Raw genomic sequence first — 23,251 nt, 5'->3', positions numbered from 1 at the left:
AGCCCTGTGCCACCGGGCCCGGCGGGCCCTTCCCTGGCCCAGGATAGTCGCACCGTCCTGGCGCTCCTCCACCCCGATCACCGGAGGAACGCCCCGCAACGGGGTGTCCGCACCGGTTTCGTGCATGGCTTTATCAGGATTGGGAGGGAATTTCCCCACCGTACCCCTGGCTACGGAAATAATCGTCCAGCCGGGCCAGATAAGCCCGGCGGGTTTCCGGGGTGAGCCAGGAGGCATCAAAGCTGTTTTTCCCCAGCTGATACCAATCCCGGGCGCTCAGGTGACAAGCGGCCTGGACGGCCCGGATATTGGCGTTCATGTAGCCGCCGAAATAGGCCGGATCGTCGCTATTCACCGTCACCATGAGCCCGGCCTGGAGCAGCTGGGGCAGGTTGTGGGCGGCCATGTCCGGAAACACCCGCAGCTTCACGTTGGACAGGGGGCAGACGGTCAAGGGCACCTTTTCCTTCACCAGCCGGGCCACCAGGGCCGGGTCTTCCATGGCCCGCACCCCGTGGTCGATACGCTTCACCTGAAGCAGATCCAGGGCGCCCCACACATAGGCCGCCGGACCTTCTTCCCCGGCGTGGGCCACGGTGCTCAGACCCAGTTCCCGGCACTTGGCAAAGAGGCGGGTGAATTTGCCCGGGGGATGGCCCACTTCCGAGGAATCCAGGCCCACCCCGTCGATCTGGTCCAGATAGGGCAAGGCGGCTTCCAGGGTAGCCAGGCCCTCTTCTTCCGAGAGGTGGCGGAGGAAACAGAGAATCAGGCGACTGCTCACCCCCAGCTTTTCCCCTTCCGCCTGGGCCCGTTTCAGGCCTTGCAGGACGGTGGCCAAGGGAATACCCCGGGCGGTGTGGGTTTGGGGATCAAAGAAGATTTCCGCGTGGATCACGTTATCTGCCCGAGCCCGTTCCAGGTAAGCCAGACCCATGCGGTAAAAATCTTCCTCCTGGCGCAGCACATCGGCGCAGGCGTAGTAGAGGTTCAGAAAGGATTGGAGATCGTCAAAGCGATAGGCGGCCCGCAGGGCCTCCACACTGGCGTAGGGCAAGGGGACCCGGTTTTTTTCCGCCAGGGCGAACACCAGTTCCGGCTCCAGACTGCCTTCGATGTGGATGTGCAGCTCGGCCTTGGGCATGCCACAGGCCAGGGCCGTCACCGGGTCCTGGGCGTCGGGGGCGGATGGGGGAAAATCAGTCATGCAGGTCTCCGGGTAAGAGAAAAATCCATAAAAAACGGCCGCACCGGGCGGCCGTCCTGGCTGGCTGGAGAAGCCCCGGGCCGAACCCGGGCCTTCCCCAAGGGGCGCCTTATTTGGGAATGTTACCTTCCACACCTTCCACGTAGAAATTCATCTTGCGCAGATCAGCATCGGAATAGACCTTGCCCGCGGGGACGAAAACCTTGCCCGTTTGATCCTTCAGAGGACCGGCGAAGGGATGGAGCTTGCCCGCCTTGATGGCGTCCCGGCGTTCTTCCGCCAGCTTCTTCACCGGGGCGGGAACCAGGGGCCCGAAGTTTTCCACATTGATGGCGCTTTGCTTCACACCCCACCAGATATCCTTGGGCTTCCAGGTGCCCTTCAGGACTTCATCCACGGTTTCTTCGTAGATCACGTCCCATTTCAGCACGGAGGCAGCCAGCTGGGCCTTGGGACCAAACTTGCTCATGTCCGAATCCCAACCGAAGGCCATCACCCCCTTTTGCTGGGCGGCTTGCACCACGGCGGGGGAGTCGGTGTTCTGCATGAGCACATCCACCCCCTGGGAAATCATGGACAGGGCGGCTTCCCGTTCCTTGCCCGGGTCAAACCAACTGTTCACCCAGACGGCCCGGGTGGTGACCTTGGGGTTGACGCTGCGGGCCCCCAGGGTAAAGGCGTTGATGTTGCGGATCACTTCCGGGATGGGGATGGAACCCACTACCCCCAGCTTGCCGGTCTTGGTCATTTTGCCAGCCACCACCCCCAGCATGTAGGCCCCTTCATAGGTGCGCACATCGTAGGTACCCATGTTCTTGCCGGACTTGTAGCCCGTGGCGTGCATGAACACCGTATTGGGGAAGGCCTTGGCCACCTTGGCTTCCTGGTTCATATAGCCGAAGGAGGTACCGAAAATCACTTTATAGCCCTGGGAGGCCAGGTCCCGGAAAACCCGTTCCGAGTCGGCGGTTTCCGGCACATTTTCCACGAAGGTGGTCTTCACCTTGTCGCCCATCTTAGCTTCCAGGGCTTTCCGCCCCTGGTCGTGGGAATAGGTCCAGCCGTGGTCCCCGGTGGGGCCGATGTAAACGAAGCCGATCTTGGCCTGTTCCGCCAGGACCGGAGATGCCATCCCGCAAGCCAGGGACAGACAGCACAGCAGGGATTTAAAACGCTTAGGGACAGACACCATGGTCGATCTCTCCAAAAAAGCCCCCGCCCTGAAGCGGGGCCGTAAGTTGAACAAGGAGTTCGCGAATGCGGGGCCAGTGTAGCAATCCCCCCCGGGTGTACCCATGTCGGGAGGATTATGGAGCCTATAAAGGGAAACACAGGTCGGAGGGCGGTTTTGGCGCCATGATGCGTCCCGGCAACGCCCCCTGCCCCGGCCCTATTCCCCGGGCCGGGCCGCCCATATCAGGGCTCCCCTGGGAATTGGAGCCTTCCTCGCTCCGACCTTTTAACCGGCTCCCCGGGCCTTAATGAATGAGGCCCCACCCCATAACGAAACGTAATGACCTTTATAAGCCCCAGGCCGGAACGAATTTGTTACTTTCCAACCTGACCCTATAACAACATTCTTCAATTGCTCACCGCCGACACGACCATGGAAACCCCTTACCGACCCATACAGTTCTACTATCAAGGGCGCATCCACCGGGTGGAACACGCCCCCGTCACCCGCACCCTGCTTCAATACCTGCGGGAAGATCTGACCCAGACCGGCACCAAGGAAGGCTGCGGCGAAGGGGATTGCGGCGCCTGCACCGTGGTGGTGGGGGAGCGAGTCCTGGACGCGGCAGGCCGGGAAAAGCTCCAGCTCCGGGCCCTCAATTCCTGTATCCAACTCCTCCCTGCCATGGACGGCAAGGCCCTGTTCACCGTGGAAGACGTGGCCAAACTGCTCCAGGGCAATGGCCAGCTTCACCCGGTACAACAGGCCCTGGTGGATACCCATGGCTCCCAGTGCGGCTTCTGCACCCCGGGCTTCATCATGTCCCTCTGGGCCCTCTACGAAAATCACGAGCGCTGCCCGGACAAGGAAACGGTACTGGACGCCCTGTCGGGCAACCTCTGCCGCTGCACCGGCTACCGGCCCATTGTGGATTCGGTGGCGGTGGCCTACCAGCAGCCCCGGGCCGTCTGGGACCAGGGGCCGATTCTGGCCGCTCTGCGGGAAATGGCCGCCGCCCCGGCCCTGGTCTATGAAGGGGGCGGCCATCGGGCCTACGTGCCCCGCAATCTGGCGGAACTGGCCCAGCTGCGCCTGGACCACCCGGAGGCCCGGCTGGTGGCGGGCAGCACGGACGTGGGCCTGTGGGTCACCAAACAGCTCCGGGACCTGGGGGACACCCTGCACCTGGGCCAGGTGGCCGAACTAAAACTGATCCAGGTGGGGGACGACACCCTGGACATCGGCGCCGGGGTCAGCCTCACCGACGCCTTTGCCTGTCTCACCCAGGAATGGCCTGAATGGGCCGATCTGGCCCGGCGCTTCGCCTCCCGCCCGGTGAAAAACGCCGGCACCCTGGGGGGCAATGTGGCCAACGGCTCCCCCATCGGGGATTCCATGCCCGCCCTGATCGCCCTGGGCGCCACGGTGGTGCTGCAAAAAGGCACGGCGCGCCGGGAACTGGCCCTGGAAGACTTTTACCTGGGCTACCAGAAAAACGCCCTGACCCCGGGGGAATTCCTGGCCACCATCCGCCTGCCCCGGCGTCACACCCAGCCCGGCCGACTGGTGTTCCGGACCTACAAGCTGGCCAAGCGCTACGAGCAGGACATTTCCGCCGTCTGCGCCGCCTTCGCCCTGCACCTGGACCAGACCGGCCAGATCCTCAATGCCCGGGTGGCCTTCGGCGGCATGGCCGCCACCCCCAAACGGGCCCCGGCCACGGAAGGGGTACTGGCGGGCCAGCCCTGGAGCGCTGCCACGGCAGCGGCCGGTGCCCAGGCCCTGGCCCAGGATTACCAGCCCATGAGCGACGTGCGAGCCCGCAAGGAATACCGGCTGACCGCCGCCGCCAACCTGCTCCAGCGCTTCTGGCAGGAGACCGGCGTCCCGGGCCAGACCCCGGAAACGCCCCAGAGCCTGCGGGACTTCGCCCCCATTTAAACGCTCCCCTGAACCCTCACCGGCAGGCGGCCCCCAGGGGCCGTCCCCGGGTCTTCTGCGAGAAAGGTTTCCGGCCCCCAAAAACAGCGCCCCGCGTCCGCCCCAACCCCAACAGGCCCCAGGAACGCCCGGCCCCGGAACCCACCCGCCAGCGATAGGAATGCAGTCCATGAACACTTCCGCCCTGCCCCCCGTAGGCACCCCCCTTCCCCATGAGAGCGCCGTCCTCCATGTGACCGGCGCCGCCACCTACTGCGACGACATCCGGGAACTGGCCGGCACCCTCCACGGTGCCCCAGGCCGGTCCGAACGGGCCCACGCCCGCATCCTGGCCATGGACCTGGAGCCGGTGCGCCAGGCCCCGGGAGTCCGGGCCGTCATTACGGGGGCCGACATTCCCGGGGTCAATGACTTCAGCTTCACCCTGAAGGACGACCCCCTGCTGGCGGAAAAGGAAGTGCTCTACTACGGCCACCCGGTTTTCCTGGTGGTGGCGGAGACCCACGAACAGGCCCGCAAGGCGGCCCGTCTCGCCAAAATCACCTACGAAGACCTGCCCGCCCTGCTCACCGCCGAAGCGGCCGCCGCCGCCAATGCGGAGGTGCTGCCCCCGGTGGAAGTGAACCGGGGCAACGCCCCCGCCGCCCTGGCGGCCGCGCCCCACCGGCTCCAGGGCAAGACCCACCTGGGAGGCCAGGAACACTTCTATCTGGAAAGCAACATCGCCTACGCGGTGCCCAAGGAAGAGGACACCATCCACGTCTGGAGCTCCACCCAGCATCCCTCCGAAGTGCAGCACGCCGTGGCCCACGCCCTGGGCTACAGCGTCAATCAGGTGACCCTGGAAGCCCGGCGTCTGGGGGGCGGTTTCGGTGGCAAGGAATCCCAGCCCGCCCAGTGGGCCTGTCTGGCCGCCGTGGCCGCCAAGCTCACCGGTCATCCGGTCAAGGTGCGCCTGGACCGGGACGACGACATGGCCCTCACCGGCAAGCGCCACGATTTCCACATCGAATACGATGCGGGCTTTGACGACCGGGGCCAGCTCCTGGGTCTCAAGGTGCTCCTGGTGTCCCGCTGCGGCTACTCCCCGGACCTTTCCGGGCCGGTCAATGACCGGGCGGTTTTCCACGTGGATAACGCCTATTACCTGGATCAGGTGGCCATCCGCAGCCTGCGGGGCAAGACCCACACCGTATCCAACACGGCCTTCCGGGGCTTTGGTGGGCCCCAGGGCATTTTCGCCATCGAAACCGTGCTGGAAGACATCGCCCGCTACCTGGGGCTGGACCCCCTGGAAGTGCGCCGGGCCAATTTCTACGGCAGCACCCCGGAAGAGGGCCGCAATGTCACCCACTACGGCATGACCGTGGAAGACAACGTGATCGCCCCCCTGGTGGCCCAGCTGGAAAAGGACTGCGACTACCGGGCCCGGCGGGCCGCCATCGCCCGCTTCAACCAGGAAAATGCCGTATTCAAGCGGGGCCTGTCCCTCACCCCGGTGAAATTCGGCATTTCCTTCACCGCGACCCAGTTCAACCAGGCCGGGGCCCTGGTGCACGTCTATTCGGACGGCACCGTGCTGGCCAATCACGGCGGTATTGAAATGGGCCAGGGGCTCTACACCAAGATTCGCCAGATCGTGGCCCAGGAACTGGGTATTCCGGTGGACCTGGTGCGCCTCTCCGCCACCAACACCAGCAAGGTGCCCAATACCTCCGCCACCGCCGCCTCCTCGGGCACGGACTTAAACGGCAAGGCCTCCCAGCAGGCCGCCGCCGCCATCCGGGAACGGCTCACCGCCTTTGCCGCGGAACAGGCCGGGGTGGCCCCGGCCACCGTCCAGTTCCAGAACGGCCGGGTGACGGCGGGGGATCGGACCTGGACCTTCCAGGAACTGGTGAAAGCCGCCTACAACGCCCGCATCAAACTCTGGGAAAGCGGCTTCTACAAGACCCCCAAAATCCACTACGACCCCAAGACCATGCGGGGCCGCCCCTTCTACTACTTCGCCTACGGAGCCGCCGCCAGCGAGGTGATTCTGGACACCCGCACCGGGGAATACCGGGTGCTGCGGGTGGACGTGCTCCACGACGTGGGCCGCTCCATCAATCCGGCCCTGGATCTGGGTCAGATCGAAGGGGGCTTCATCCAGGGCATGGGCTGGCTGACTACGGAAGAACTGTGGTGGCGGCCGGACGGGCGGCTCATGACCCACGCCCCCTCCACCTACAAGATTCCCACCGCCGCCGATCTGCCCCCGGTGTTCAACGTCAAGCTCTTCGACAACGCCAATGTGGAAGACAGCATCCACAAATCCAAGGCCGTGGGAGAACCGCCCCTCATGCTGCCCTTCTCCGTCTTTTTCGCCCTGCGGGAAGCGGTGGGGGCCACGGACCCCACGGGGCGCAAATTCATTGCCATGGACGCCCCGGCCACCCCGGAAACCCTGCTGAACGCCATCCGGGACCTGGCCCGCTGATTGCAAGGGAATCACCATGACTGCCCCCATCCCTGCTGCCCGCCCCAACGCCGCCCCCCCGGCCAGCCCCCTGCCCTGGTTCCACGCCCTGGCTGACTTCCTGAGGGAAGGTCCGGCGGTGCTGGTCACCGTGGCCCGGCTCCAGGGCTCCACCCCCCGGGAAACGGGGGCTGCCATGGTGGTGGGCAAGCAGGGCTTTGCCGACACCATCGGCGGCGGCCACCTGGAATGGGTGGCCCTGGAAGAGGCCCGGCGCCTGCTGGGGGAAGGGCAGGCCCACCCGGAGGCGGCCCAGCCCCCCCGGCTGGTGTCCTATTCCCTGGCCGCCACCCTGGGCCAGTGCTGCGGCGGCACCCTGTGGCTGCTCTATGAGGTCATCGCTCCGGATGCCCTGGCTGCCTGGCAGGAAGTCAGCCGGGCCCTGGCCCGGGGCGACTCCTGGCGGCGTGAGGTGGTGGGCCCCCTGACGGATCGGGATGCCCGCGCCCTGTCCCGGGGCACGCCCCTGGAAGGCCCTGAACATAAGGATTCTCTCCCGGGCATCGGCGCAAAGGCAGAGGCCACGCCCCTGTCCGCGCACCAGACTTGGGAGGCCGCACCATGCCAGGGCCTCCATCCCCTGCCCGGCAACGCGGGCTGGCTGGCTCCGGAACTCCGGGTCGGGTCCGCGCCGGCCCCCTCCGCCACCCCCTCCCCGGCCTATTTCCGCTACCGGGAAACCCTGACGGACCGGGCTCTGCCCCTGATGATTTTCGGCGCCGGCCACGTGGGAGCCGCCCTGGTGCGGGCCCTTTCCCTCCTGGATGTGCGCATTACCTGGGTGGATTGCCGCCCCGAACTCTTTCCCGGGGACCTGCCCCCCCGGGTCACCCCCCTGGTGCTAGAAGATGGGGAAGACCTGCCCGGGGCCGCCCAGCAGGCCCAGCCGGGCACCTATTTCCTGGTGCTGACCCATAACCACGACCTGGATTACGCCATCTGCGAAGCCATTTTCCGGCGCCAGGACTACGCCTATTTCGGCCTCATCGGCTCTGCCACCAAGCGGGCCCGGTTCGAACATCGCCTGGTGGCTCGGGGCCTGGACCCGGCCCGGCTGGGGGAACTCACCTGCCCCATCGGCATCCCGGGCATTGGCGGCAAGGAACCCGCCGTCATCGCCGCCTCGGTGGTGGCACAGATTCTGCAAGTAAGGGATGCCTGCCGCGCTTCGGCCCGGCCCCCGGAAAGCCTGCCCACGGACGCTTCCGCATCCGTCAAGACATCCGTCTCTGGGCCAGCTGCCCCTGCAACGCTTTTTAATCAACTTTCGGACTTTTCCCGATGACACCTCGTCTTGAACTATGGCACATCACCAAGCGCTACCCGTCGGTGGTGGCCAACCAGGACATCAGCCTCAAGGTGATGCCTGGGGAAATCCACGCCATCCTGGGTGAAAACGGCGCCGGCAAGAGCACCCTGATGAAAATCATCTACGGCGCCACCCACGCGGACGAAGGGGAAATCGTCTGGAACGCCCGCCAGGTCAATATCGCCAACCCGGCCCAAGCCCGGGCCCTGGGCATTGGCATGGTGTTCCAGCACTTTTCCCTCTTTGAAACCCTCACCGTGGCGGAAAACATCGCCCTCACCCTGGGGGGGCCCCACGACATGAAAGGCCTGGGCGCCCGGGTGAAGGAAGTGTCCCAGCGCTACGGCCTGCCCCTGGACCCGGAACGGCGTATCCACAGCCTGTCCGTGGGGGAACGGCAACGGGTGGAAATCGTCCGCTGCCTGCTTCAGAACCCCCAGCTGCTGATTCTGGATGAACCCACTTCCGTGCTCACCCCCCAGGCCGTCCAGGCCCTCTTCGGCACCCTGCGCCAGCTGGCCGCCGAAGGGGTGAGCATTCTCTACATCAGCCACAAGCTCCACGAAATCCAGAGCCTCTGCGACCGAGCCACCGTACTGCGAGGCGGCAAGGTCACCGGCACGGCGGACCCCAAGCAGGAAACCACGGGCAGCCTGGCCCGCATGATGATCGGCCGGGAGCTGCCGGTGTGCGAGGCACCGGCCTACACGGGCGAACAAAAGCCGGTGCTGGAGGTGAAGGGCCTGACCCTGGCTTCCGACGATCCTTTCGGCACCAGTCTCCACGACATTCACCTCACCGTGCAGAGTGGCGAAATTCTGGGCATCGCCGGGATTTCCGGTAACGGCCAGGGAGAACTGCTGGCGGCCATTTCCGGGGAAACCCCAGTGGCCCGGGAAACGGTGTGTCTGGAAGGGGAAGCAGTGGGCCATCTGGACGCGGGCAAGCGCCGGGACAAGGGCCTCTGCTTTGTGCCGGAAGAGCGCCTGGGCCGGGGCGCCGTGCCCGCCATGACCCTCACGGAAAACGCCCTGCTCACCGCCCACCGCCAGGGCTTGAAGCGCTACGGCTTCGTTTTGCGAGCCAAGGCCCGGGATCTGGCCCGGCGCTGCATCGAGCGTTTCGACGTGCGCTGCGGCGGCACCGAATCCACGGCCCGCAGTCTCTCCGGGGGCAATCTGCAAAAGTTCATCGTTGGCCGGGAAATCATGGAAGCCCCCAAGGTGCTGGTGGTTTCCCAGCCCACCTGGGGGGTCGACGTGGGGGCCGCCGCCTTCCTGCGCCAGACCCTGCTGGACCTGTCCCGCACCGGGGTGGGCATTCTGGTGGTGTCGGAGGAACTGGAAGAGCTCTTTGAAATCTGCGACCGCATCGCCGTACTGGCGGAAGGCCGCCTGGCCCCCGCCGAACCCAAGTCCGCCACCAATGCGGAAGCCATCGGTTTGAAGATGGCCGGTCTCTTCAACGACGACGGCAACGCCACGGCTGCCGCCTCATCCGCCCTGACCGTCCCGGCCAGCGCCCAGGAGAATTCCCATGATGCTGCATCTGCTTGAACCCCGCGCCGAGTCCTCCCGGACCATGCGCCTCCTGGCGCCGGTGCTGGCCATTGTCCTAACCCTCCTGACAGGCTCCCTGCTGTTCCTGGCCCTGGGCCGGAGTCCCCTGGAATCCTTCAAGGTCTTTTTCATCCAGCCCCTCTCCAGCGCCAATGGCTGGAGCGAACTGCTGGTCAAGGCCTCCCCCCTGATCCTCATCGCCCAGGGCCTGGCCATCGGCTTCCGGGCCCGCATCTACAACATCGGGGCGGAAGGCCAGCTGATCGCCGGGGCCATCTGTGGCGGCGGTATCGCCATTTTTCTGGACGGCACCCCCAACCCCACCCTGCAACACCTGACCCTGCCCCTCATGCTCCTGGCCGGGGCCTTAGGGGGCGCCCTCTGGGGAGGGATTCCGGCCCTGCTCAAGACCCGCTTCAACGCGGATGAGACCCTCACCACCCTGATGCTCACCTATGTGGCGTCCTTTCTCCTCACCTACCTGATCCAGGGCCCCTGGCGGGACCCGGAGGGCATGAATTTCCCCCAATCCATCATGTTCGGGGATGCGGCCACCCTGCCCCTGCTCTTTGACGGCATGCGGGTCAATGTGTCCATTTTCATTACCCTGGCCGCCTCCCTGGTCTTCTGGCTCTTCACCAGCAAAAGCTTTCTCTCCTACCAGCTCAATGTGGGCGGTCTGGCGCCCCAGGCCTCGCGCTACGCCGGGTTCTCCGCCAAGAGCACGGTATGGGTGAGCCTGCTCCTCTCCGGCCTCACCGCCGGGCTGGCCGGGGTGGGGGAAATCGCCGGACCCGTGGGCCAGCTCAACCTGAACATTTCCCCGGGGTACGGCTTCGCCGCCATTATCGTGGCCTACATCGGCCGCCTCCACGCAGCGGGCATCATCCTCTCCGGTCTGCTCATGGCCCTCATCTACCTGGGCGGGGAAGCGGCTCAGGTGTCCCTGCAACTCCCCGCCGCCATCACCGGCCTGTTCCAGGGCATGTTGCTGTTCTTCCTTCTGGGCGCCGACGTGTTCGTGGATTTCCGCCTGCGCCGCCTCATCAGCCGGGGCAAAAAGCCCACCCTTCCCGCCCAACCTCAAGTGGTATCGGAGCAACCATGATGGAACATCTCATTCCCGTATTCGCCGCCGCCTTCGGTGCCGCCGCCCCCCTCATTTTCGCCGGCTTGGGAGAACTTATTTCCGAACGGGCCGGGGTCATGAACCTGGGGGTGGAAGGCATGATGCTGATCGGTGCCATCGCCGGTTTCGCCGCCTGCGTGGGCACCGGCCAGGGGCCCTGGATGGGCCTGATGGCGGGAGGCCTGGCTGGGGCCGGGGCCGCCTTCCTGTTCGGCTTTCTGACCCTTTCCCTAGCCGCCAACCAGGCGGCTTCCGGTCTGGCCCTGACCATTTTCGGTATCGGCCTGTCCGCCTTCGTGGGCCAGAATTACGTCAGCTACAGCCTGCCCGGGCTGAAGGCCGTGACCATTCCCCTGCTTTCCGACATTCCGGTGCTGGGGCCCATCCTCTTTCACCAAAACCTGGTGGTCTATCTCTCCCTGGCTTCCGTGGCCCTGGTCTCTTGGGTGCTGTACCGCACCCGGGTCGGCCTGATCCTGCGCTCCGTGGGGGAATCCCCCGAATCCGCCCACGCCATCGGCACCCCGGTGCTCCTGGTGCGCTATCTGGCGGTGATGTTCGGCGGCGCCATGGCCGGTATCGCAGGCGCCTACCTGTCCACCATCTACACCCCCATGTGGATTCAGAACATGACCGCGGGACGGGGCTGGATCGCCGTGGCCCTGGTGGTCTTCGCCGCCTGGAAACCCTGGCGTCTGCTCCTGGGAGCCTACCTCTTCGGGGGCGTCACCATTCTCCAGTTCCAGGCCCAGGGGCTGGGCATTGCCGTGCCCTCCGAACTCCTCTCCGCCCTGCCCTATCTGGCCACGGTGGTGGTGCTGGTGGTGATTTCCCGCAATCCTCGCACCCTGCAACTGAATCACCCGGGCTCCCTGGGTAAGCCCTTCATTCCGGGCCAGTAAGCCTGTCCCCTGGCCCGCCTTCTTTTCCGGGCGGGCCGGGAAGGTCGGGGAAAAGCCGGTATTCCGACCTTTCCCCCGGTTTTCCAGAAGCTCCCTCATTCATACCGGCCAACCAGCCCTTCGTCTGTTCCCCCCCTCTCCTCCCAATTTCCAAGCCTGCCAACCGTCTCCCCATGCCCCGTACCCTGCTCCTGCACCACGCCCAACTGCTCCTCACCATGGACGAGGAACGCCGGGAAATTCCCGACGGCGCCGTTTTTATCGAAGACAACCGGATTACCCAGGTAGGCCCCAGCGACCAGCTACCCGACACCGCGGACGAGGTGCTGGACATGGGCGGCCACATCGTTCTGCCCGGCCTGGTGAACACCCACCACCACATGTACCAGAGCCTGACCCGGGCCCTGCCCCGGGCCCAGGACGCGGAGCTGTTCGACTGGCTGCAACACCTTTACCCGGTGTGGGCCGGGCTCACCCCGGACATGCTCCGGGTATCCACCCTCACCGCCATGGCCGAGCTCATGCTCTCCGGCTGCACCACCACCTCGGACCACCTTTATCTCTACCCCAACGGCTGCCGCCTGGAGGATTCTATTTTCGCCGCCCGGGAAATCGGTATGCGTTTCCACGCCTGCCGGGGCAGCATGAGCGTGGGCCAAAGCCAGGGCGGACTGCCCCCGGACCGGCTGGTGGAGGATGAGGCCGCCATCCTGGAAGACAGCCTGCGCCTCATCCAGGCCTTCCACGACCCGGCCCCCTACGCCATGACCCGGGTAGCCCTGGCCCCCTGCTCCCCCTTTTCCGTGAGCCGGGATTTGATGCGCCTCTCCGCCGAACTGGCCCGAGCCCAGGGGGTGGGGCTCCACACCCACCTAGCGGAAAACCACAAGGACGTGGCCTACAGCCGGGAGCGCTTTCACATGAGCCCGGCGGAATACGCCGAATCCCTGGGCTGGGTGGGGCCGGACGTGTGGCATGCCCACTGCGTCAAGCTGGACCCGGCGGGCATCGAGCTTTTCGCCCGTACCGGCACCGGGGTGGCCCATTGCCCCTGCTCCAACATGCGGCTGGCTTCCGGCATCGCCCCCATCCCCCAAATGCGGGCCGCCGGGGTAACCGTGGGCCTGGGGGTGGACGGCTCCGCCTCCAACGACGGCGCCCATCTCCTGGGGGAAGCCCGGCAGGCCATGCTCCTGGCCCGGGTAGGCTTCGGCCCGGCGGCCATGAGCGCCCGGGAAGCCCTGGAAATCGCCACCCTGGGCGGCGCCCGCACCCTGAACCGGACGGACATCGGCGCCCTGGCTCCGGGTATGGCCGCCGATCTGGTGGCTTTCAACCTGGGGGACGTGGCCTTTGCCGGCGCCCAGGCCGACCCGGTGGCGGCCCTGGTGTTCTGTACCCCGCCCCGGGTGGCCGCCAGTATCATCAACGGCAAGGTGCAGGTCTGGGACGGAGAATTGCTCCCCCTGGAACGGCCCCTGCTGGTGGAAGAACACAACCGGCTCGCCGCCCAGTTGCTGGCGGCGGCCTAACGCCCAAGCCGGACCCGGCGTTTTGGAGCGGCCCCTTCCGGCTGCTCCAGCCACCGCCCCGCCCCTTTGCCCAACTTTTAAGAGACCTCAGTCACCATGACCTTTCCCTCCGCCGCCCCTTCCCCCGCCCCCCTGCTGGTACGTGGCAGCCTGCTCTATTTCCTCGCCGACCCGGGTCCGGATGACCAGGCCGAGGCCTATCGCTGGCATGAGGACGGGGGCCTGTGGATTGAGAATGGCCGTATCCGCCTGGCCGACGGCTGGGACAAGGTCCTGGCCGCCATGCCCGTGGCGGACCGGGACCGGGCCCGGCGCCTGGATTACCGGGGACGGCTGATTCTGCCAGGGCTGGTGGATGCCCACCTCCATTATCCCCAGGCCGGCGTCATCGCCTCCTTTGGTCGCCAGCTGCTGGATTGGCTCAACGACTACACCTTCCCGGCGGAGGCCCAGTTTGCCGACCCGGAGGTGGCGGAACGGGGCGCCGAATTTGTGCTGGACCGGCTCCTGGCCCACGGCACCACCACCGCCTCCGTTTTTGCCACGGTCCATCCCGGCTCCGTCGACGCCTTTTTCCAGGCCGCCGCCCGGCGCCGCCTGCGTATGCTCTGCGGCAAAGTGATGATGGACCGGAACTGCCCGGACTATCTCCAGGACACGGCGGCCGATTCGGAACGGGACTGCCGGGACCTGATCGAGCGCTGGCACGGTCGGGACCGGCTGGGCTACACCCTCACCCCCCGTTTCGCCCCCACTTCCACCCCGGAACAGCTGGCCGTGGCCGGCGCCCTGTTTGCCGCCTATCCGGACCTTCACCTGCAAACCCACCTCTCGGAAAACAAGGCGGAAATCGCCTGGGTCCGGGAGCTGTTCCCGGACCGAACCAGCTATCTGGACGCCTACGACCACTATGGTCTCCTGGGCCCCCGCAGTATCTACGCCCACGCCATCCACCTGGATGCCACGGACCGGCAACGGCTGGGGGAAAGCGGCAGCGCCGTGGCCTTCTGCCCCACCTCCAACCTGTTCCTGGGCAGCGGCTTTTTCGACCTGGACGCGGTGTCTAACGCGGGAGTGCGGGTGGGCCTGGCCACGGACGTGGGGGGCGGCACCAGCTACAGCCTGATCCGCACCCTGGGGGAAGCCTACAAGGTGGCCCAGTTCAAGGGCACCGCCCTATCCGCCCTCCGGGGCTGGTATCTGGCGACCCTGGGAGGCGCCCGAGCTCTTTATCTGGAAGACAAAATCGGCAGTTTCCAACCCGGCCGGGAAGGGGATTTCGTGGTCCTGGACTGGGCCCCCACCCCGGAACTGGCTTTCCGCCAAGAACAGGCCAAAACCCTGGAAGAACGCCTGTTCGCCCTCATGATTCTGGGGGACGAACGCTGCGTGGTGGCCACCCACGTCCTGGGGGAAGCAGCCTATCGCCGCTGAGCCTCCCCCCCATCCGCCACGCCCCACCTTCCGGTGGGGCTTTTTTATGGCGCCTACCCCGGGCCCTTTGTACATAGTTTTTGTCCGGGAGCCAGAGGAGGCCCGCTATCCGGACGGATGAAGGCTTTTTTGTTGTATGGATACAACAGATTATCTCCCATCCCGGGCAGGTTTTATTCCTCCAATCCCCGTCTCCGCCCCCTCCTGGCCCGGAGACTTTGCGCCTTTTGCCCCTTGCCTCGCCGCTCCCAGCCCCCTCCGCCCCAAGCCGGGGCACCGGAGAACAAAGTATTTCTCCACCCCCGGGAAGAATGCACCACCCCATTTCTCTGTAAAAATCTATCTTTACCTTTCCCTGTCTGATTATTTATTCATAGAAAACATGGTATTGGATATGGCTATCCGGATTTACCCAGGGGTCAATTAATCATCTTTGCCAAAGTTCCACTGGCCCGGGAAAAAACCACGCACTTTTCCTGTGCGCCAGCCCTCAGAAAACGCACTAAAAGTGAGCGTTTTACCTCCATACAAAAATAAAAATATGCTTCATAAACAGTGAGATAGTCTAGGCACTTATCCGCTTTTTCATATATTCCTAATCGTCCATTTTTATGCCCCCCCTTGTTAGGCTTCGATCCAAGCCAGAAACGCAGCGCCCCTGACGAATCTGGCAAAGATTCCACCATCCCGACGCATTAGGAGATTTCCATGAGCAATCCGCTTCGTTTCGCCCTCCCGGTCCTGGCCGCTTCCATCATGGCCATGGGCGCCGCCCACGCCGCCGACTGGAGCGACACCTCCATCAGCTACCGCTACGGCACCAAGTTTGCCGAACCGTTCGGCGCCAACGACATTCACAAGAACATCATCAATTTCAGCCACATCAGCGGCTACAGCTACGGCACCAACTTCCTCAGCGTGGATCTGCTGATGTCGGACAAAACCGACCCCTCTTCCCCTGCGGCCACCTCCGGGGCCCAGGAAGCCTATGTGGTGTATCGGAACACCCTGGATTGGGGAAAAATCTCCGGCAAGGACCTGAAGTCCGGCTTTATGCGCAGCTACGGCGCCACCGTGGGCTTCGACTGGAACAGCAAGGATGACGCGGGCTACAACTCCAAGAAGCGCATGCTGGTGGCCGGTCCCACCATTATGCTGGACGTGCCGGGCTTCCTGAACGTGAGCCTGCTGGCCCTCTGGGAAAGCAACGCGCCCCAGAACGAATACACCAACACCGCCGTTTCCCGCTACACCTACAAGACCCACCCCATGCTGAACCTGGCCTGGGGCATCCCCTTCAACGTGGGTTCCGTGCCCCTGTCCTTCGAGGGCTATGCGGACTTTATCGGCAGCAAGGGCAAGGATGAGTTCGGCGGCAACACCAAGGCGGAAACCAATATCGACATGCAGGTCATGTACGACGCCAGCAACATCTTCTCCGCCAAGAAGAACACCTTCAAGGTGGGCCTGGAATACCAATACTGGAAGAACAAGTTCGGTAACGACTACGAAGGGGCCGCCGGTCCTGGCGCCTATGCCAAGACCCCCATGATCCGGGCCGAATACCACTTCTAAACCTTGCTTCGTGTCAGGCGACTGGGCGCGGTGGGGCATCCCCACCGCGTTTTTTTTGCCGGAATGGCTGAATATCCCCCCGTCACGGCCTTCCCTGGGGACCACGTCCGGCCCCGGTCCCTGGACCTCCCTCCGAGCCTTTCCCCATATAGGACTTCCCGTATGTTCTTTATCACCCCCATTAGGCGGGCAGGCAGGGCGGCCCTTGGTTAAAATTGGGGGCATGAACCCACTCACCGATCCCAGCCCCCTGTCTCCCCTGGGCAAAGCCACCGAATACCGTTGCCACTACGCCCCGGAGCTCCTGTTTCCCATTCCCAGGGAAATCAAGCGCCGGGAAATCGGCATTGATCCGGCGGCCCTGCCCTTCGTGGGGGAAGACCTCTGGAACGCCTACGAAATTTCCTGGCTCGATCCCCGGGGCAAGCCCCTGGTGGCCCTGGGCTGTTTTCACATTCCGGCGGCCAGCCCCCGGCTGATCGAATCCAAGTCCTTAAAGCTCTACCTCAATTCCTTCAACCAGACCCCTTTTGAAGCCCTGGAGAAGGTCAGGGAAACCCTGGTACGGGACCTGTCCGCCGCAGCGGGCGCCCTGGTGACCGTGGAACTCACCGCCCTGGCTGACCGCCCCCTCCCCACCCTGGGCTATCCGGAAGGGGAGCTGCTGGACCGGCTGGAGGTGGACTGCCAGGAGTATCATCCCGCGCCCCACCTGCTCCAGGCCGACCCGGCTCGGGTGGTGGAGGAAACCCTCTATTCCCACCTGCTCAAGTCCAATTGTCTGGTGACCGGCCAGCCCGACTGGGGCATGGTGGTCATCCGCTACCGGGGACCGGCCCTGGACCGGGCCGGACTGCTGCGCTACATCGTTTCCTTCCGCAATCACAACGAATTCCACGAGCAGTGTGTGGAACGCATCTACACGGACCTCATGGCCCGCTGCCACCCGGACGCCCTGGCCGTCCACGCCCGCTATACCCGCCGGGGCGGCCTGGACATCAATCCCTTCCGCAGCAGCGGCCACTTCCCGGCCCCGGGGAATGTGCGGGAAGTGCGTCAATGAGCCTGGAGACAGCCTCCGCCGTCCCGGCCCCGCCCCCCAACGGGAATGCCCCAGGCTACGCCCCCTGGCAGGCTGAACTGACCCTGGGCTTTCGCCGCCAGGGGGAGCGTACCGTGCTGGCGGAACGGCGCCATTTCGGCCCCCTGCGGGTGCAGAAAGCCCTCTATCCGGAGGGGGATGAGGTCTGTCAGGTGCTCCTGCTCCACCCCCCTTCCGGGGTGGCGGGGGGAGACCAGCTGAACATCCGAGTGCGAGTGGAAGCGGGCGCCCACGCCCAGCTCACCACCCCGGGGGCGGGCAAAATGTATCGCTCCGCCGGACCCGAGGCCGCCCAGCATCACCATTTCACCCTGGACCAGGGGGCCTGCCTGGAATGGCTGCCCCAGGAAACCATCGTCTTTGACGGCGCCAAGGTGAGCCAATCCCTCACCGTGGATCTGGCCCCGGACGCCCGCTTCATAGGCTGGGACCTGGTGTGTCTGGGACGCAGCGCCGCCGGGGAAAAATTCACCCGGGGCCACCACCATCTGGCCACCCGCCTCACCCGCAACGGCCGCCCCCTCTGGCTGGAACGGGGACGACTGGCGGGGGGCGCTCCCCTCCTGGCCTCCCCCGTGGGCATGGCCGGCGAGGCGGTCTACGGCACCCTCATGGCTGCCGACGAAAGCCTGGACCAGCTCGATCGGGAAGCCCGGGAGGCCCTGCTGGCGGACCTGCGCCGCCATGTCCTCGAGGATGGGGCGGACCATGGTCTGACCCTGCTCCCCGGCCTGCTCCTGGCCCGCTATCTGGGGAATTCCACGGAAGCGGGGCGCCACTGGTTCGCCGCCCTGTGGGCCGGTCTGCGCCCCCGGCTCCTGGGCCGGGACGCTGTGCCGCCCCGGATCTGGAACACCTGATGACCGGTCGCCCTTTGCCCACCCCAGCCGCCCCCGCCCTTTTCCGGCGGCCTACGCCAAACTGCGCATGGCGCCGCCCCCGGCCGGGCTCTTATAGTGGGAGCCAGGAAAAAACAGGGGAGTTGCCCTGGGCTATCCGGGCAGACAAGGCGCCCCTGCCCCCATTGGCTTCCCGGATGACCGGGTCCGGCCACCGCCGTGCTCGGGGCACCCTGGCCCCCGGCCTGGGCCACCGCCCCCCCTTCCCTCTCCCCGACCGCCCGGACCGCTCACGGCGGCTGGACCGAAGGAAGGGAAACCGGCCCCAGCCCTTTTTCCCACCCGATTCTTTTGTCTTTGGAGATCCCATGGAACTGACGCCCCGCGAAAAGGACAAGCTCCTCATTTTTACCGCCGCCCTTCTGGCGGAACGACGCAAGGCCCGGGGCCTGAAGCTCAACTACCCGGAAGCCGTGGCCTACATTTCCGCCGCCATTATGGAAGGGGCCCGGGACGGTAAAACCGTGGCCGAGCTCATGGCCTATGGCACCACCCTGCTGAGCCGGGAGGAGGTCATGGACGGCATTGCGGAAATGATCCCGGACATCCAGGTGGAAGCCACCTTCCCGGACGGTACCAAGCTGGTCACCGTCCATCACCCCATCGTCTAAAGCCCCAGGAGATTCCATGATTCCAGGTGAAATGTTGTTCGAGCCCGGGGAAATCGAGCTCAACGTCAGCCGTGCCACGGTGGAACTGACCGTGGCCAATACGGGGGACCGGCCCATCCAGGTGGGCTCCCATTACCATTTCTACGAAACCAACGAGGCCCTGGCCTTCGACCGGGAAAAGGCCTACGGCTACCGGCTGGACATCGCCGCCGGCACCGCCGTGCGCTTTGAGCCGGGCCAGAGCCGCAGCGTGCGGCTGGTGGCCCTGGACGGGGAACGGAAGGTTTACGGCTTTGCCGGCAAGGTCATGGGAGCACTGCAATGAGCGTAAAAATCGGGCGTCAGGCCTACGGGGAAATGTTTGGCCCCACCACGGGGGATCGGGTCCGGCTGGCGGACACGGCCCTGGTGGTGGAGGTGGAAAAGGACTACACCACCTACGGCGAAGAAGTGAAATTCGGCGGTGGCAAGGTGATCCGGGACGGCATGGGCCAGGGCCAGAAACTGGCGGCGGAAGTGGCGGATACGGTGATCACCAACGCCCTGGTGGTGGATGCGGTGAGCGGCATCATCAAGGCTGACATCGGCATCAAGGATGGCCGTATCAGCGGCATCGGCAAGGCAGGCAATCCGGACATCCAGCCCGGAGTCACCATCCCCATCGGGGCCGGGACAGAAATTATCGCCGGGGAAGGCATGATCCTCACCGCCGGGGGCATCGACAGCCACATCCACTTCATCAGCCCCCAGCAGATCGACGAAGCCCTCTATTCGGGCATCACCACCATGATCGGCGGCGGCACGGGCCCGGCCACGGGCACCTACGCCACTACCTGCACCCCCGGGCCCTGGCATCTGGCCCGCATGCTGGAAGCGGCGGAAGCCTTCCCCATGAACCTGGGCTTTCTCGGCAAGGGCAACGCCAGTCAGCTGGAACCTTTGCGGGAACAGGTCCGGGCGGGGGCCATGGGCCTCAAGCTCCACGAGGACTGGGGCACCACCCCGGCGGCCATCGACCACTGCCTGGCGGTAGCGGAGGAAATGGATGTCCAGGTGGCCATCCACACGGACACCCTGAATGAATCCGGCTTTGTGGAAAGCACCCTGAATGCTTTCAAGGGCCGCACCATCCACACCTTCCACACGGAAGGGGCCGGGGGCGGCCACGCGCCGGACATTATCCGGGCCGCGGGCATGGCCAATGTGCTGCCCAGCTCCACCAATCCCACCATGCCCTACACGGTGAATACCATTGACGAGCATCTGGACATGCTCATGGTTTGTCACCACCTGGACCCGGCCATCGCGGAGGACATCGCCTTTGCCGAATCCCGCATCCGCCGGGAAACCATTGCCGCCGAGGACATTCTTCACGACCTGGGGGCCTTTTCCATGATGAGTTCCGACTCCCAGGCCATGGGCCGGGTGGGGGAAGTGATCATGCGCACCTGGCAAACCGCCCACAAAATGAAGCAGCAACGGGGCTGGCTGGCCCCCACCGAGCCCTCCCGGAACGGCACCGAGGCCCAGAACAAGGACCGGAACGACAATTTCCGGGTCAAGCGCTTCATCGCCAAATACACCATTAACCCGGCTTTGACCCACGGCATTGGCCATGTGGTGGGCTCGGTGGAAACGGGCAAGCTGGCGGATCTGGTGCTCTGGCAGCCCGCCTTCTTCGGCGTTAAACCCGCTCTTATCCTGAAGAGCGGAGCCATTGCGGCGGCCGCCATGGGAGACCCCAACGCCTCCATTCCCACCCCCCAGCCAGTCCATTACCGGCCCATGTTCGCCAGCTTCGGCAAGGCCCTGAAAACCTCCGTCACCTTCGTTTCCCAAGCGGCCCTGGAAAACCCGGCCATCGCCGCCCTGGGCCTGGAAAAACCCCTTATTGCGGTCAAGGGCACCCGCCGCCTGCAAAAGTCGGACATGGTCCTCAACGGCGCCACGCCAAAAATCGACGTGGATCCGGAAACCTATGCGGTGCGGGCCAACGGCCAGCTGCTGGTCTGCGAACCGGCGGCGGAACTGCCCCTGGCCCAGCGATATTTCCTGTTCTAGCCATGGTTCGCGCCAACAGTTCCCGGGAAAACTACCTGACCCTCGTCAGCAACGGCGAATTTACCCTGCCAGCCGACACCACCGCCGACAAGGGCGGTGGCGGCCAAGGGTTCCGGCCCCATGACCTGCTCGAAGCAGCACTCGCCAGTTGCCTAAACATAAGCTTGCGCATGGCCGCCGAGAAATTGGGCGTGGGGCTGGACCAAGTTTCTGTCAGCGTTTCCCTGAATCGGAACGCCCCAGAAGGGCCGAGCTTCGCGTGCGAGGTGAGCTTCCCCCCATCCTTGTCACTCGCCGATAGAACCAGCTTGCTAGCCGCCGTGGAATCCTGCCCGGTTAAGACAACACTATCCAAGCCGCTCCATTTCAACCTGACCCAAGCCACCCCATGCTGATTCTCAACCAACGTACCCAACAAGCCGCCACCGACTCGGTCGCCCTGGTCTACGACGACCGGAAACGCAGCCGTCTCAAGGTCACCCTGGCCTCCGGCGCGGCGGCGGGCATATTCCTGGAGCGGGGCGACCAGCTCCGCCACGGGGACAAACTGGCGGCGGAAGACGGTTCCGCCGTGGTGGAAATCCAGGCCGCCCCGGAACAGCTGGTGGAAGCGGCCACCCCGGACGCCCTGCTCTTCGCCCGGGCCGCCTACCACCTGGGCAACCGCCATGTGCCGGTGCAGATTCTCCCGGAAGCCCAGGGCGGGCGCCTGCGTTTTCAGCGGGACCACGTGCTGGCCGCCATGGTCCAGGGCCTGGGCTGCACGGTGCAGGACACGGAAGCCCCCTTCCAGCCCGAATCCGGCGCCTATGGCGGGCACAGCGGCCACAGCCACAGTCATGCCGACACCCCGGACGGGGAGGAAGATCCCCTTTTCGATCCGGGCCACGGCGCCCACCGCAGCCAGCCCAAAATCCACGACTTTCGTCCCCGGAAATGAACCCCAGCCTCGCCCTAAGCCGCCTGCTCCAGCTGGCCAGCCCGGCCCTGCCCGTGGGGGCCTACACCTATTCCCAGGGCCTGGAATGGGCCGTGGAAAGCGGTCGCCTGAAAAACGAGGCGGATTGCCTGACCTGGGTGGGGGATCTGCTGGAAGGCCCGGTGGGCCGCTATGAAGCCCCCCTGCTGGGGGAGCTGATCCGGGCCTGGGCCGGGGACAGTGCCGCCCACCAAGACCGGGTCAGCCAACTCAACGACGACTGGCTGGCCAGCCGGGAAGGGGCCGAACTCCGGGGAGAAGCGGTACAGATGGGCTATTCCCTGCGCCGCCTGTTCCACGAACTTCAGGCCCAGAGCCAATGTCCAGAAGACCCGGCCCTGCCGGAAGCACTCCTGACCCGGCTGGACGCCCTGCCCGAGGTGGCCTTTCCCACCGCCTGGAGCGCCCCGGTAGCGGCCTGGGGCATTGCCCCGGCAGACGCCCTGGTGGCCTACCTTTGGTCCTGGGCCGAAAACCAGGTGATGGCGGCCCTCAAGGCCGTACCCCTGGGGCAAGCGGCGGGTCAGCGGGTGCTCCTGGCCCTGGGCCGGCGGCTTCCGACGGTGGCCGCCCGGGCCCTGACCCTACCGGAAGAGGAATGGTGCAATTTCGCCCCCGGCTTCGCCCTGGCCTCCCTCAACCACGAAACCCAATATTCCCGACTTTTCCGCTCCTAAAGACCATGACCACAGCTTCCACCCCCCGCTCCAATCCCCTCCGCGTCGGCATCGGCGGCCCCGTGGGCTCAGGCAAAACCGCCCTCACCCTGGCCCTGTGCCAGGCCCTGCGGGACAAATACCAACTGGCGGTAGTCACCAACGATATTTACACCGCGGAAGACGCCCAGTTTCTGGTGCGCAATGAAGCCCTCAGCCCGGACCGGATCATGGGGGTAGAAACCGGGGGCTGCCCCCACACCGCCATCCGGGAGGACGCCTCCATCAACCTGGAAGCCGTAGCCCGGCTCCAGGAGCGCTTTCCCGACCTGGAACTGATCCTCATCGAAAGCGGCGGCGACAACCTGGCCGCCACCTTTAGCCCGGAACTTTCGGACCTGACCCTCTACGTCATCGACGTATCCGCCGGGGACAAAATCCCCCGCAAAGGCGGCCCGGGCATTACCAAATCCGACCTCCTGGTCATCAACAAAATCGACCTAGCCCCCATGGTGGGCGCCTCCCTGGAAGTCATGGACCGGGATGCCAAAAAAATGCGGGGAGAACGGCCCTTCATTTTCAGTAACCTGAAAACCGGTCAGGGGCTGGTTGAAATTATCAAATTCGTTGAAGAGCAAGGAATTTTAACCGCCCATTAAAAGC

20 protein-coding genes are annotated in these 23,251 nt (G+C 65.2%); 18 read left to right on the top strand and 2 right to left on the bottom strand.

Annotation, left to right across the window (positions count from 1 at the left end):
- Positions 1 to 133 precede the first annotated feature (133 nt).
- Positions 134 to 1,207 (bottom strand): adenosine deaminase, encoded by a 1,074-nt coding sequence (locus Azoinq_RS13080; RefSeq protein WP_216128451.1) that lies wholly within the window; start codon positions 1,205 to 1,207, stop codon positions 134 to 136.
- A gap of 109 nt (positions 1,208 to 1,316) precedes the next feature.
- Positions 1,317 to 2,339, bottom strand: coding sequence for a BMP family ABC transporter substrate-binding protein (locus tag Azoinq_RS13075; protein ID WP_232368494.1), 1,023 nt, complete (start codon positions 2,337 to 2,339; stop codon positions 1,317 to 1,319).
- Positions 2,340 to 2,813: 474 nt separating this feature from the next.
- Here Azoinq_RS13075 and xdhA point away from each other — a divergent pair, with 474 nt between their 5' ends.
- The 18 genes from xdhA (at position 2,814) to ureG (ending at position 23,247) form a co-directional block, all read left to right on the top strand.
- Positions 2,814 to 4,322: a xanthine dehydrogenase small subunit gene (gene xdhA / locus Azoinq_RS13070; protein WP_216128453.1), complete on the top strand. Its 1,509-nt coding sequence runs from the start codon at positions 2,814 to 2,816 to the stop codon at positions 4,320 to 4,322.
- Between the two features lie 169 nt (positions 4,323 to 4,491).
- Complete coding sequence (gene xdhB / locus Azoinq_RS13065; protein WP_232368493.1) at positions 4,492 to 6,801, top strand: xanthine dehydrogenase molybdopterin binding subunit; 2,310 nt, start codon at positions 4,492 to 4,494, stop codon at positions 6,799 to 6,801.
- Between the two features lie 16 nt (positions 6,802 to 6,817).
- Positions 6,818 to 8,125, top strand: a complete 1,308-nt coding sequence (gene xdhC, locus Azoinq_RS13060) for a xanthine dehydrogenase accessory protein XdhC (protein ID WP_216128455.1) — start codon at positions 6,818 to 6,820, stop codon at positions 8,123 to 8,125.
- Complete coding sequence (locus Azoinq_RS13055) at positions 8,122 to 9,705, top strand: ABC transporter ATP-binding protein (RefSeq protein WP_216128456.1); 1,584 nt, start codon at positions 8,122 to 8,124, stop codon at positions 9,703 to 9,705. Before xdhC ends, Azoinq_RS13055 begins: the two co-directional genes overlap by 4 nt.
- Positions 9,686 to 10,816: an ABC transporter permease gene (locus Azoinq_RS13050; RefSeq protein ID WP_408627075.1), complete on the top strand. Its 1,131-nt coding sequence runs from the start codon at positions 9,686 to 9,688 to the stop codon at positions 10,814 to 10,816. Before Azoinq_RS13055 ends, Azoinq_RS13050 begins: the two co-directional genes overlap by 20 nt.
- Positions 10,813 to 11,739 (top strand): ABC transporter permease, encoded by a 927-nt coding sequence (locus tag Azoinq_RS13045; protein WP_216128457.1) that lies wholly within the window; start codon positions 10,813 to 10,815, stop codon positions 11,737 to 11,739. The genes Azoinq_RS13050 and Azoinq_RS13045 overlap by 4 nt, the downstream gene beginning before the upstream one ends.
- Positions 11,740 to 11,912: 173 nt before the next feature.
- The gene (locus Azoinq_RS13040) at positions 11,913 to 13,271 is read left to right on the top strand and encodes an 8-oxoguanine deaminase (protein WP_216128458.1); all 1,359 of its coding nucleotides are present in this window, start codon (positions 11,913 to 11,915) and stop codon (positions 13,269 to 13,271) included.
- A 96-nt stretch (positions 13,272 to 13,367) separates the two neighbouring features.
- Positions 13,368 to 14,705: a guanine deaminase gene (guaD, locus tag Azoinq_RS13035; protein ID WP_216128459.1), complete on the top strand. Its 1,338-nt coding sequence runs from the start codon at positions 13,368 to 13,370 to the stop codon at positions 14,703 to 14,705.
- Between the two features lie 708 nt (positions 14,706 to 15,413).
- Positions 15,414 to 16,280, top strand: a complete 867-nt coding sequence (locus tag Azoinq_RS13030) for a hypothetical protein (RefSeq protein WP_216128460.1) — start codon at positions 15,414 to 15,416, stop codon at positions 16,278 to 16,280.
- A gap of 223 nt (positions 16,281 to 16,503) precedes the next feature.
- Positions 16,504 to 17,343 (top strand): NADPH-dependent 7-cyano-7-deazaguanine reductase QueF, encoded by an 840-nt coding sequence (gene queF, locus Azoinq_RS13025; RefSeq protein WP_216128461.1) that lies wholly within the window; start codon positions 16,504 to 16,506, stop codon positions 17,341 to 17,343.
- Positions 17,340 to 18,242 carry an urease accessory protein UreD gene (locus tag Azoinq_RS13020; RefSeq protein ID WP_216128462.1) on the top strand — a complete coding sequence of 301 codons (903 nt, stop codon included), beginning with the start codon at positions 17,340 to 17,342 and terminating at the stop codon, positions 18,240 to 18,242. Before queF ends, Azoinq_RS13020 begins: the two co-directional genes overlap by 4 nt.
- Before the next feature lie 347 nt (positions 18,243 to 18,589).
- The gene (gene ureA, locus Azoinq_RS13015; protein ID WP_216128463.1) at positions 18,590 to 18,892 is read left to right on the top strand and encodes an urease subunit gamma; all 303 of its coding nucleotides are present in this window, start codon (positions 18,590 to 18,592) and stop codon (positions 18,890 to 18,892) included.
- Positions 18,893 to 18,908: 16 nt separating this feature from the next.
- Complete coding sequence (locus Azoinq_RS13010) at positions 18,909 to 19,217, top strand: urease subunit beta (protein ID WP_216128464.1); 309 nt, start codon at positions 18,909 to 18,911, stop codon at positions 19,215 to 19,217.
- Complete coding sequence (ureC, locus tag Azoinq_RS13005) at positions 19,214 to 20,953, top strand: urease subunit alpha (RefSeq protein WP_216128465.1); 1,740 nt, start codon at positions 19,214 to 19,216, stop codon at positions 20,951 to 20,953. Before Azoinq_RS13010 ends, ureC begins: the two co-directional genes overlap by 4 nt.
- Before the next feature lie 2 nt (positions 20,954 to 20,955).
- The gene (locus Azoinq_RS13000; RefSeq protein WP_216128466.1) at positions 20,956 to 21,348 is read left to right on the top strand and encodes an OsmC family protein; all 393 of its coding nucleotides are present in this window, start codon (positions 20,956 to 20,958) and stop codon (positions 21,346 to 21,348) included.
- A complete protein-coding gene (gene ureE, locus Azoinq_RS12995; RefSeq protein ID WP_216128467.1) occupies positions 21,342 to 21,893 on the top strand; it encodes an urease accessory protein UreE in 552 nt (183 codons plus the stop codon). The genes Azoinq_RS13000 and ureE overlap by 7 nt, the downstream gene beginning before the upstream one ends.
- On the top strand, positions 21,890 to 22,609 hold the full coding sequence (locus tag Azoinq_RS12990; RefSeq protein ID WP_216128468.1) for an urease accessory protein UreF: 720 nt from the start codon (positions 21,890 to 21,892) through the stop codon (positions 22,607 to 22,609). Before ureE ends, Azoinq_RS12990 begins: the two co-directional genes overlap by 4 nt.
- A gap of 5 nt (positions 22,610 to 22,614) precedes the next feature.
- On the top strand, positions 22,615 to 23,247 hold the full coding sequence (ureG, locus tag Azoinq_RS12985; RefSeq protein WP_216128469.1) for an urease accessory protein UreG: 633 nt from the start codon (positions 22,615 to 22,617) through the stop codon (positions 23,245 to 23,247).
- Positions 23,248 to 23,251 lie beyond the last annotated feature (4 nt).

Source organism: Azospira inquinata (assembly GCF_018905915.1).
In the GTDB taxonomy this organism is placed as follows: Bacteria; Pseudomonadota; Gammaproteobacteria; order Burkholderiales; family Rhodocyclaceae; genus Azospira; species Azospira inquinata.
The sequence above is the reverse complement of the archived record's forward strand: the minus strand, read 5'-3'. Positions and strand labels throughout refer to the sequence as shown.